We start from the raw sequence: 10,221 nt of genomic DNA, 5'->3' as shown, positions 1-10,221 counted from the left end.
CGCGCCGTGGTTGCCCAGCACCAGCCCCATGACGACCACCGCCAGCGGCGCCGACACGTGCACCAGCTCGGCCAGGCTGTAGCCGGCCGTGGCCATGGCCAGGGTGATGAGGATCTCGATGGCATAGCTTTCCAGGTCGCGCAGCAGGAAGGACGCACCGAAGCCGACGGCCAGCCCCACCAGCACGCCGCCGATGACCTCGCGCGCCAGCGCCGCGGCGATGGAGGCGGCCGACAGATCGGCCGTGCCGGCCGCCAGCCCCACCAGCGTGAGGAAGGCCACCACCGCGGTACCGTCGTTGAACAGCGATTCGCCGGCGATCTTGGCTTCCACGGCGGGCGCCGCGCCGGCGCTCTTGAGCACGCTGAGCACGGCAATTGGGTCGGTGGGCGAGATCAGCGCACCGAAGGCCAGGCACCACATCAGGCTGATGTTGAAACCGAACAGCGGCGCCACGTAGTAGAAGCCCACGCCCACCACCGCGGTGGAAATCAGCACTCCCACCGTGGCCAGCAGGAACACCGGCAGGCGGTGCTCGCGCAGCTTGGCCAGGTCCACGTGCAGTGCACCTGCGAACAGCAGCAGGCTCAGCAGGCCGTGGAAGACCACGTCGGTGAAGTCGATCTGCGCCGCCAGTTCCTGTGCCTTGCGCGCCAGATGCACCTCGGGGAACAGCGTGGCCACCGCCGCCACGCCGGCCGACACGAGCAGGCCCACGGCCGTGATGCCCAGCGTGTCGGGCAGGCGCACGAAGCGGTGGTTGAGGTAGCCGAAGATGGCCACGAGCGTGAAAAGGACGCCGATGCCCTGAAAGATGGTCATGTTGCGGTTGCAGTTGACGGCAGGAACCTGGACGTGGCCGGATGGGCCTGATGGGCCTTCCGGTTGCCGGGCGCCGGTCGGGACGAAGAAAAAACGATGCGAAGCGCCGAAATTTTGCCGCAGCTTTTTCCGGCCACACTGGGTCCTCGCAGAAAAAAATGCGCCGGGCCGGCGGCCCGGCATCGCACCCGGCTTACAACGGCCATCACTCATCTGGATGAAGGCCGTGGCGGGCATGCGTGTCATCATGGCATCCGCGCCCTCGCCCGGCGCACCATGCACCGTCATCACAACGACAACGCCGGCGCACCCGTCACGGGGCGCATCCGCTCCCTGCCGCTACCGGCACTGCGTGCGACCGGCCCGCTTTTTCTTTCAGGGAGGAATTTCCGGCATGCGTCACCCTCGTGCGATCCGCCGCCTGTTCGGCGGCCTGTTGCTCCGTACCCGCCCGCCCGGACGGATCACCCCGCGGCCGCATCCACGCTGGCGACACGCGCTGGCGCTGGCCGCAGCCTGTGCCCTCGCGCATGGGCCGCTGGCGGCACAGGAGGCCGCCTCGTCCACCGGCACGCCGCCCGACATCAAGGCCAGCGACCCGCTCATGGCGTTCATCAAGGAGATGGAGCACATGCACGGCGGCCGCACGCTGTGCTTCGGTCCCGGGATGTCACTGGCGCAGGTGCGCGACAACGTGATCCACTACCTGGCGGCCACCGGCCACAGGGGCGACGCCACGGCCGAGATGGTGGCCCGCACGCTGTGGCAGTTGTTTCCGTGTCCGTTCACCCCTTACCGCAAGGAGCTGAGGCTGGCCACCCGGGAACAGATCGAGGGTGTGTGGCTGTACCCGGAAAGTTCGCACAAGCTGCGCTACGGGCCGACCGTGGCGCGCGTCTCGCCCTACGGCGACGGCCAGCGGCCGGTGCGCTGCGAGGTCATCGGCCTGTACGCCGGCGGTGAGCACAGGGTGCTGGTGACCATGGACGCGAAGCCCTGCCAGGTCCGCACAGCGGCCGACATGGAGGCGCAGCGGCGCCTGTATCCGCCCGTGGTGGCATGGCACCTGGCGGACCGGGGGCGCCTGGTGGTCACGCGCGCCGACGTGCCGGATCATGTCGAGGAATGGGACACCTACGTGGTCACGGAGCCGTTCACCTGGGACGGCGTGGCCTTCGAGCGCGGCGACCTGCTGGCCTACCTGCGCCGCGCGCGCGACAACGAAGTGGGCGCTTCCGTGCAGTTCCGCCACCTGAAGCGCCTGCCCTGAACCGCGCCCGCCGAGCCGCCACGTGGTGGCCGGCGTGGCACAAGCCCCCACGGCGCGTTCAGAAACCCCAGGCCTGCCCAGCGCCCAGCAGCGTGGCCAGGCCCAGCAGCGCGAAGATGGCCGCCGCGATGCCGTGCACCAGCTTCATGGGGATGCGGCCGGCGAGCTTGTCGCCCAGCAGCACGGCCGGCACGTTGGCCAGCATCATGCCCAGCGTGGTGCCCACCACCACCCAGATGGCGTCGGTGAAGCGAGCGGCCATGGCCACCGTGGCGATCTGGGTCTTGTCGCCCATCTCGGCGAGGAAGAACGCGACCAGCGTGGCCGTGAACACGCCACGCCCACGGCCCAGTTCGTCGCCGTCTTCCTCGATCTGGTCGGGCACGAGCATCCAGGCCGCCATGGCGATGAACGAGATGCCCAGCACCCAGCGCAGCACATCCTGGCTGACGAGCGAGGTGATCCAGACGCCGAGCGCACCGGCCAGCCCATGGTTGGCCAGCGTGGCCACCAGGATGCCCAGGATGATGGGCATGGGTTTCTTGAAACGGGCTGCGAGCAGAAATGCCAGCAACTGGGTCTTGTCGCCGATTTCGGCCAGCGCCACGACGCCGGTGGAGACGAGCAATGCTTCCATGGGGGGAGAAAAATCTTGTTCAGGCCGGAAGAACGCGATTGACCACACACCCCTCCGGCCGTTGCGGGGGCGACGTGGTCAATGGTCTTGCCAGGCGGTTGCTGTACGCGCCATGGCCTGCGGGCCAAGTGTGTTGACGCGAACCTCTTCGGGGGCGAAGAGCGGCTACTCCCCAATGACAGGCGCGAGTGTAACAGAGCGCACCGCAAGCGCCCTCAGAACATGGCCTGCGCGGGCTCCTCCGGCGGCGGCTCGGGGCTGGCCTGGGCCAGGCTCATCCACACCTGCAGCGGCAGGCGCTCGACGGCACGGCGCGGCGCTTCGCGCAGCACCGAGAACGTGCCACCACCCCCGGCCTGCAGCACGCCGCACTCGGCGGGTATCTCGTCGGGCTCGGCAATGGGCCGCCCCTTGGCGTCGCGCCCGAGCACGTACCAGCAGGCGCCGCCCATGGCCAGGTAGGAGGCGCGCTTGGCGGGCTTGCGCAGGTCACCCAGCAGGTCGGCCCGGCTGACCTTGATCTCGTGCACCACCGGCTCCAGGTAGGCCTCGACCGAACTGCGGCGGATCGAGAACACGTCCGGGCAGGCCATCACCCAGGTGTGGCCCGCCGGTGGCGGCGCGGGCGCAAGCCCGTCGGCCCAGAGCTGGCCGGAGCCACCGGCGACTGGCGGGGGTTCCGGCCCGGCCTCGAACAGCGACAGCGGCAGGGGCACGCGCAGCATCAGGCCGCGCCAGGCCAGACGGCCGGCGTGCTGCAGCATCAGCGCCACCTGCGACACCAGCGTTTCGTGCGGCCCGCGCACGGCCCGGTTGCCCGCAAACGCCTGCGCCAGCCGTTGCAGGCCCGCCGCCGTCAGGTGCAGGGTTTCGCGGCCCAGGGCGTCGCAGCGCCGCTCCAGCAGGCCGGCCACCAGCAACTCCACCTCCAGCGTGTCCTGGCAGGGCCAGCCGGCGGAGCGGTAGATGTCGCGCAGCCGGCGGTCGTGCCGGCGGTTGAGCGCAATCACGGGTTCGGTCATGGACTGAATATATACCCAGTATCATGGTCGCCGCCATGAGCACGCACACCCAGCCCGAGCAGACCACGCTGGCCGCCGGCGAGCAGCCGTTGGGCGCGGTGGCGGTGCGCGTGCTGTGCGACTTCGCGGCCCGCGGCGGCGACCTGGACCTGCGCTTCACCCCCTCGCCCACGGGCATCGACGGCATCGAGGGCCATGCCACCGTCACCGCCCGGCGCGGGCCCGGCTACCAGCGCGAGGTGCCGCTGAGCGGCCTCTGCCGGGGCCTGCGCATCCAGGGCCGTGCCGACGGCTGGGACCCGGACGCCCGGCGCCTGGAAGAGATCAAGACCCACCGGGGCGACCCGTCGCTGATCCGCCCCAACCGGCAGGCCCTGCACTGGGCGCAGGCCCGGGTCTATGGCTGGATGCTGTGCGAGCAACTGGGCTTCGACGGCCTGGACATCGCGCTCGTCTATTACGACATCGACAGCGGCCGCGAGACGGTGCTGAGCGAGCACCACACGGCGCCCAGCCTGCGCGAGTTCGTCGATGGGCTGTGCGAGCGCTACGCCGGCTGGGCGCTGCAGGAGCGCGAGCACCGCGCCGCCCGCGACGCGGCCCTGCGCGCGCTGGCCTTTCCGCACCCGGCCTTCCGGCCCGGCCAGCGCGAGCTGGCGGCCTCGGTGTACCGCGCCCACCGCGACGGCCGGGCGCTGCTGGCCGAGGCCCCCACGGGCATCGGCAAGACCATTGCCACCCTGTTCGGCGCGCTGCGCGCCCTGCCGCTGCGCGCCACCGACCGGCTGTGCTACCTGACCGCGCGCACCACCGGCCGCGCGCTGGCACTGGGTGGCCTGCGGCAGCTCGGCGCGGAACAAAGCCTGCCGCTGCGCGTGGTGGAGCACCGCGCGCGCGAGCAGGCCTGCGAGCACCCCGACAAGGCCTGCCACGGCGACGCCTGCCCGCTGGCCCGGGGCTTCTACGACCGCCTGCCGGCCGCCCGCCTCGAGGCCGCGCGGGCGCGCTGGCTCAACCACGAGGCCCTGCGCCGCATCGCCGCCGACCACGGCATCTGCCCCTACTACCTGGGCCAGGAGCTGCTGCGCTGGAGCGACGTGGCCGTGGGCGACTACCACCACGTGTTCGACCCGGGCGCGGCCTGGCTCGCCCTGGCCGAGGAAGACGGCCGCAGCGTGGCCCTGCTGGTGGACGAGGCGCACCACCTCATCGGCCGCGCACGCGACATGCACAGCGCCGAACTGGACCCGGCCGATTTCCAGGCCCTGCGCGCCGGCGCCCCGGCAGCAATCCGCCCCGCGCTGGACCGCCTGCACCGGCACTGGAACGCGCTGGCGAAGCAGGCCACGGGCGATCACACCGAGCTGGACGGCCTGCCGGCCGACTGGCGCCATGGCCTGCAGCAGGCCTGCACCGCCATTGCCGACCACCTGGCCCGGGAACCGGCCAGCGCCGCGCACAACGACCTGATGCACGGGTTCTTCGACGCCCTGCACTGGCTGCGCATGGCCGACGGCTTCGGCGACCACTCGGCCTGCGACCTGACACCCTGCCGCCGCCCGCTGCCGCGACTGCGCACGGCCCAGCCCGTGGTGGGCATCCGCAACCTGGTGCCGGCCCCGCTGCTGGCGCCACGCTGGCAGGGCCTGCACGGGGTGACGCTGTTCTCGGCCACGCTCTCGCCCATGGCGCACGCCGTGGAGATGCTGGGCCTGCCCACCGACACGGTGCAGCTTCGCGTGCCCTCGCCCTTCGACCCCGCGCACCTCACGGTGCGCATCGCCGCCGACGTGTCCACACGCTGGGCCGACCGCGCCGCCTCGCTCGCGCCGCTGTGCGACATCATGGCCACGCAGTTCCGTGAGCGGCCCGGCAACTACCTGGCCTTTTTCAGCAGCTTCGACTACCTCGCGCAGACGATGCAGGCCATGCAGCAGACGCACCCTGACATTCCGCTGTGGGCGCAGGCGCGCGGCATGGACGACGCGGCGCGACAGGCCTTTCTCGACCGCTTCGTGGCGGGCGGCCAGGGCATCGGCTTCGCCGTGCTCGGCGGCGTGTTCGGCGAGGGCATCGACCTGCCGGGCCAGCGCCTGATCGGCGCCTTCATCGCCACGCTGGGCCTGCCGCAGGTGGATGCCTTCAACGAGATGCTGCGGCGGCGCCTGCAGGCGCGCTTCGGCCACGGCTGGGAGCACACCTACCTGTACCCCGGCCTGCAGAAGGTGGTGCAGGCCGCCGGCCGCGTGATCCGCACCGAGCACGACACCGGCACCGTCTGGCTGATGGACGACCGCTTCGCGCGGCGCGAGGTGCGGGCGCTGCTGCCCCCGCACTGGCACGTGGAGACCGTGCGCGTGCGCGGCCCCCGCTGAAGGCGCTCACGCCTCCGCCGGCGCGGGCGAGGCCTTCACCTGGTCGATGCGGCGGCCGTCGAGCTTGAGCACCTCGAAACGCCAGCCGGCGCAGTCCACGTGGTCGCCCTGGGCCAGCAGGTCACCGGCCACCGTCTGCATCAGGCCGCCGACGGTGTTGTAGCGTCCCTTGTCCTCGTCGGGCAGTTCGTCGATGTCGAGCCGGGCCTTCAGCTCGGCCACCGGCATGGCACCGTCGAGCTGCCAGCTTCCATCGTCGCGCGGCAGCGCCCAGGCATCGACCGGGCGCTCGGGCGACAACTCGCCGGTGATCGCCTCCAGCAGGTCGCGCGGCGTCAGCAGACCCTGCACCACGCCGTACTCGTCAACCACGAAGGCCATGCGGATCGCCTGCACGCGGAACTGCTCCAGCAGTTCCATGCCGGTCAGCGTCTCGGGAACGAACACCGCCGGCTGCACGTGCTCGCCGATGGTGCCGCCGACGCCCTGCTCGCGCAGCGCCAGCAGGTGCGGCAAATGGATGATGCCGATCACATGGTCCAGCCCCCCGCGGCACACCGGGTACCAGGAATGCGCACCCGCCCAGGCCTTGGGCAGCGCGTGCTCCAGCGAGCTGTCGGCATCCAGCCACTCGATATCGGAGCGGGGCACCATGATCGAGATCAGCTGCCGGTCGTCGAGCTCGAACACGTTGCGCACCATGCGGTGCTCCTGCTCCTCGATGATGCCCGCATCCACCCCCTCCTCCAGGCTGGCGTTGATCTCTTCCTCGGTCACGAACTGCTGCGCGTTGACGTCGATGCGCAGCAGCCGCAGCACCCACTGCGTGGTGTACGAAAGCAGCCAGACGAAAGGCTTGGCCGCCTTCGCCAGGAAGGCCATGGGGCGCGACACCCAGCGCGAGACCGCCTCCGGGTAGAGCTGGCCGATGCGCTTGGGCACCAGCTCGCCAAAGACGATGGTCACAAAGGTGATGATCACCACCACGATCGCGGTGGCCAGGGCCTGGGCGCTGCCGGTGTTCATGCCCAGCACCATGAGCTTGCCGGCCAGGTCGCCGCTGAACGCGGCCTCGCCCACGATGCCGTTGAGCATGCCGATGGAGGTGATGCCCACCTGCACGGTGGAGAGGAACTGCGTGGGGTTGTCCAGCAGGCGCAGGGCGGCTTCAGACCCCTTGTCTCCGGTTTCGGCCAGCGCCGTCAGCCGCGCCTTGCGGCTGGAGGCCAGCGCCAGTTCCGACATGGCGAAGGCGCCATTGAGCAGGGTCAGGAAGGCGATGAGGAGGAAATCCATAATCGTGGAATGGCACTTTACATGATCGGCGATGTGCAGGGCTGCGATGAGCCCCTGGGCCGCCTGCTGGACACGATCGGCTTTTCACCGAGCCGCGACACGCTTTTCTTTCTGGGTGATCTGGTCAACCGGGGGCCGGCCTCGCTGGCCGTGCTCGAGCGCCTGATGGCGCTGGGCAGCAGCGCGCAGGCGCTGCTGGGCAACCACGACCTGCACCTGCTGGCCGTGGCGCAGGGCGTGAAGAGGCCCCATCGCAACGACACGGTGGACGGGATACTGTCTTCGCCCCGGCGCGAGGCACTGCTGGACTGGATACGCCAGCGCCCCATGGCCTTGCGCGCGGGCGGCTGGCTGATGGTGCATGCCGGCGTGCTGCCCGCGTGGGACGTGGCGCAGACGCTGGGCCTGGCGGGCGAGGTCGAGCGCGCGCTGCGCGGCGAACACTGGCAGGTGTTCTTGCAGCACCTGTACGGCAACCGGCCCGACCGCTGGGACGACGACCTGCAGGGCTTCGACCGGTTGCGCGTGATCGTCAACGCACTGACGCGGCTGCGCTTTTGCAATGCCGATGGTGTGATGGAGTTCGACACCAAGGACAGCGCCGCTGCGGCACCGCCGGGCTTCATGCCCTGGTTCGAGGTGCCCGGGCGCCGCACCGCCGGCACGCCGGTGGCCTTCGGGCACTGGTCCACGCTGGGCGAGAGCGGCCGCGACGATGCGCTGGCGCTGGACTCGGGCTGTGTGTGGGGCGGCTGCCTGACGGCGGCACGCATCGGCGAACGGCCCGGCGAGGTCGAGCGCATGGCCGTGCGCTGCACGCAGGCGCAAAAGCCCGGCGCGGCCTGACGCGCCGCAGGCTCGGGCTCGGGATCGGGGTCAGGCTCGGGTTTCAGACGGAGTCGGCCGGCGCGGGCGCCTTGAACAGCGCCGGCACCTTCTTGCGGGTCTTGATGTTGGGGGACAGGCGGCTCGGCACCGGCTTGGCCTGGCTTTCCCAGGACGGTTTCTCGTCCGGCGCCAGGCTGGGCTCGTAGGGCTTGTCGAACAGCGGATCGGCCGGCACGCGGGCCGCGGCCCCGTACGGACGCCGCTCGCCCCGGCTGCGGCCCTCGCGGCTGGCGCGGGCCTCGCGGATCGCGCGCTGCTCGCCGTCTTCCCCACCTTGCTGGCGCCAGGCGCGCTGGCCGTCGTTGAAGTGGCCGGCCGGCCGCTTGTCGGCTTCCAGCTCCAGCGCCTCCAGCTCGAACTTCTTGCCGATCAGCTTCTCGATGTCGGCCATCAGGCGCGTGTCCTTGCCGCTGACGAAGGACACCGCCAGGCCCGACGCGCCGGCGCGGCCGGTACGGCCGATGCGGTGCACGTAGTCTTCGGCGTTGAAGGGGATGTCGAAGTTGAACACCGCCGGCACGTCCTTGATGTCCAGGCCGCGCGCGGCCACATCGGTGCACACCAGCAGATCGACTTCGCCCTTCTTGAAGGCGTCCAGCGCCTTGAGACGCTCGTCCTGGCTCTTGTCACCGTGCAAGGCGGTGGTCTTGAGGCCGTCGCGCTCCAGCGAACGGGCCAGACGCGCGCAGCCCAGCTTGCTGTTGACGAACACGAAGGCCTGCGTCACGCCGCGCTCCTTGACGATCTGCTTGAGCGTCTGGCGCTTGTCGTCGTCGTCCACGCGGTAGAAGTGCTGCTCCACCGTCGAGGCGGTGGCGTTCGAGCGCGCCACCTCGATGGTGATCGGGTCCTGCAGGTAGCTGCTGGCCAGGCGCTTGATCTCGGGCGAGAAGGTGGCCGAGAACAGCAGCGTGGTGCGCGTCTTGGGCAGGTAGGACAGGATGCGCTGCAGGTCGGGCAGGAAGCCGATGTCCAGCATGCGGTCGGCCTCGTCGAGCACCACGTACTCGACCTGGTTGAGCACGCAGTTCTTGGCCTCGATGTGGTCCAGCAGACGCCCGGGCGTGGCCACCAGCACCTCGACGCCCTTTTTCAGCTCGGCCGTCTGCGGCTTCATGTCCATGCCGCCGAACACCACCGCGCTGCGCAACTGGGTGTACTTGGCGTACTGCTTGATCTGGTCGGCCACCTGGTCGGCCAGCTCGCGCGTGGGCAGCAGCACCAGGGCGCGCACCGGGTGGCGCGCCGGCGAGGTGGAGACGTTTTCGTGCTTGAGCATGCGCTGCAGCAGCGGCAGCGAGAAGGCAGCGGTCTTGCCGGTACCGGTCTGGGCCGCGCCCATGACGTCACGCCCCTGCAGCACCACCGGAATGGCCTGCGCCTGGATGGGCGTCATGCTCTCATAGCCCATCTCGGCAATGGCGCGGGCAAGGTTGGGCGAGAGCTGGAGTTCGGAAAAGGACTGGGTCATCAAATCTGGCTGGGCCAAGCAGCAAAGGCAAGCAAAAGTGGTGCGCTCGAAAAGGCAGCTTCACAAGGTGTGGCCAGGCCGGGCGCTCAGGATGGCCGCAACGGGCCTTAACCCTATATTGTCGCACTTTGCGGACATTGGCGCCCGATACGCCCGTCTGGCGCCGAAAATCCCGCCGGCGCCGCGGCCATACCCCGGTCAGAGCGTGCGCGCGTTGAAGGTGTCGCAGGCCTGCACGTTGCCGGTCTTCAGGCCGGTGTGAAACCAGCGCTGGCGCTGCTCGCTGGTGCCGTGGGTGAAGCTGTCGGGCACGACCGTGCCCTGGCTCTTGCGCTGCAGCGTGTCGTCGCCGATGGCGGCGGCGGCGTTGAGCGCCTCCTCGATGTCGCCCGGCTCCAGGATGGCCTTGCTCTGGTGGTTGTGATGGGCCCAGATGCCGG

The 10,221-nt window shown here is 70.4% G+C and carries 9 protein-coding genes and 1 riboswitch; of the genes, 3 read left to right on the top strand and 6 right to left on the bottom strand.

All coding sequences use genetic code 11. The annotated features are described in order from the left end of the window. The coding region (locus PHQ87_RS11050) for a cation:proton antiporter (RefSeq protein ID WP_300234053.1) at positions 1–822 on the bottom strand (822 nt) is incomplete at its 3' end. 394 nt (positions 823–1,216) lie between these two features. On the opposite strand from PHQ87_RS11050, the gene PHQ87_RS11045 reads away from it, so the two are divergent. Next, positions 1,217–2,092, top strand: a complete 876-nt coding sequence (locus PHQ87_RS11045; protein ID WP_300234050.1) for a hypothetical protein — start codon at positions 1,217–1,219, stop codon at positions 2,090–2,092. A 58-nt stretch (positions 2,093–2,150) separates the two neighbouring features. Here PHQ87_RS11045 and PHQ87_RS11040 read toward each other — a convergent pair whose 3' ends face one another. Then, positions 2,151–2,729 carry a TMEM165/GDT1 family protein gene (locus tag PHQ87_RS11040; RefSeq protein ID WP_300234047.1) on the bottom strand — a complete coding sequence of 193 codons (579 nt, stop codon included), beginning with the start codon at positions 2,727–2,729 and terminating at the stop codon, positions 2,151–2,153. 20 nt (positions 2,730–2,749) lie between these two features. After that, positions 2,750–2,915, bottom strand: a riboswitch (yybP-ykoY riboswitch). Positions 2,916–2,944: 29 nt separating this feature from the next. Further along, entirely contained in the window at positions 2,945–3,751 is an 807-nt protein-coding gene (locus PHQ87_RS11035) for a hypothetical protein (RefSeq protein WP_300234044.1), read from the bottom strand. Positions 3,752–3,786: 35 nt separating this feature from the next. Here PHQ87_RS11035 and PHQ87_RS11030 point away from each other — a divergent pair, with 35 nt between their 5' ends. After that, a complete protein-coding gene (locus PHQ87_RS11030) occupies positions 3,787–6,126 on the top strand; it encodes an ATP-dependent DNA helicase (RefSeq protein WP_300234041.1) in 2,340 nt (779 codons plus the stop codon). 6 nt (positions 6,127–6,132) lie between these two features. Here PHQ87_RS11030 and PHQ87_RS11025 read toward each other — a convergent pair whose 3' ends face one another. Further along, on the bottom strand, positions 6,133–7,422 hold the full coding sequence (locus PHQ87_RS11025) for a hemolysin family protein (RefSeq protein WP_300234038.1): 1,290 nt from the start codon (positions 7,420–7,422) through the stop codon (positions 6,133–6,135). Positions 7,423–7,431: 9 nt separating this feature from the next. Between PHQ87_RS11025 and PHQ87_RS11020 the strand changes: the two genes are divergently transcribed. Then, positions 7,432–8,268, top strand: a complete 837-nt coding sequence (locus PHQ87_RS11020) for a symmetrical bis(5'-nucleosyl)-tetraphosphatase (RefSeq protein ID WP_300234036.1) — start codon at positions 7,432–7,434, stop codon at positions 8,266–8,268. 43 nt (positions 8,269–8,311) lie between these two features. On the opposite strand, the gene PHQ87_RS11015 is transcribed toward PHQ87_RS11020, so the two are convergent. Then, positions 8,312–9,781: a DEAD/DEAH box helicase gene (locus tag PHQ87_RS11015; protein WP_300234034.1), complete on the bottom strand. Its 1,470-nt coding sequence runs from the start codon at positions 9,779–9,781 to the stop codon at positions 8,312–8,314. A 198-nt stretch (positions 9,782–9,979) separates the two neighbouring features. Continuing rightward, positions 9,980–10,221 (bottom strand): neutral zinc metallopeptidase (locus PHQ87_RS11010; RefSeq protein ID WP_300234031.1); only part of this gene is annotated, 242 nt, incomplete at its 5' end.

It is taken from the genome of Hydrogenophaga sp. (genome assembly GCF_028698005.1).
Taxonomy (GTDB): domain Bacteria; phylum Pseudomonadota; class Gammaproteobacteria; order Burkholderiales; family Burkholderiaceae_C; genus Hydrogenophaga.
Note: the sequence above shows the minus strand (reverse complement) of the source record. Positions and strands in the feature narration are given on the sequence as shown.

Coding starts and splice junctions, on each gene's coding strand:
- PHQ87_RS11045 (WP_300234050.1), top strand. CDS start 1,217: ATGCGTCACCCTCGTGCGATCCGCCGCCTGTTCGGCGGCCTGTTGCTC.
- PHQ87_RS11040 (WP_300234047.1), bottom strand. CDS start 2,729: ATGGAAGCATTGCTCGTCTCCACCGGCGTCGTGGCGCTGGCCGAAATC.
- PHQ87_RS11035 (WP_300234044.1), bottom strand. CDS start 3,751: ATGACCGAACCCGTGATTGCGCTCAACCGCCGGCACGACCGCCGGCTG.
- PHQ87_RS11030 (WP_300234041.1), top strand. CDS start 3,787: ATGAGCACGCACACCCAGCCCGAGCAGACCACGCTGGCCGCCGGCGAG.
- PHQ87_RS11025 (WP_300234038.1), bottom strand. CDS start 7,422: ATGGATTTCCTCCTCATCGCCTTCCTGACCCTGCTCAATGGCGCCTTC.
- PHQ87_RS11020 (WP_300234036.1), top strand. CDS start 7,432: ATGGCACTTTACATGATCGGCGATGTGCAGGGCTGCGATGAGCCCCTG.
- PHQ87_RS11015 (WP_300234034.1), bottom strand. CDS start 9,781: ATGACCCAGTCCTTTTCCGAACTCCAGCTCTCGCCCAACCTTGCCCGC.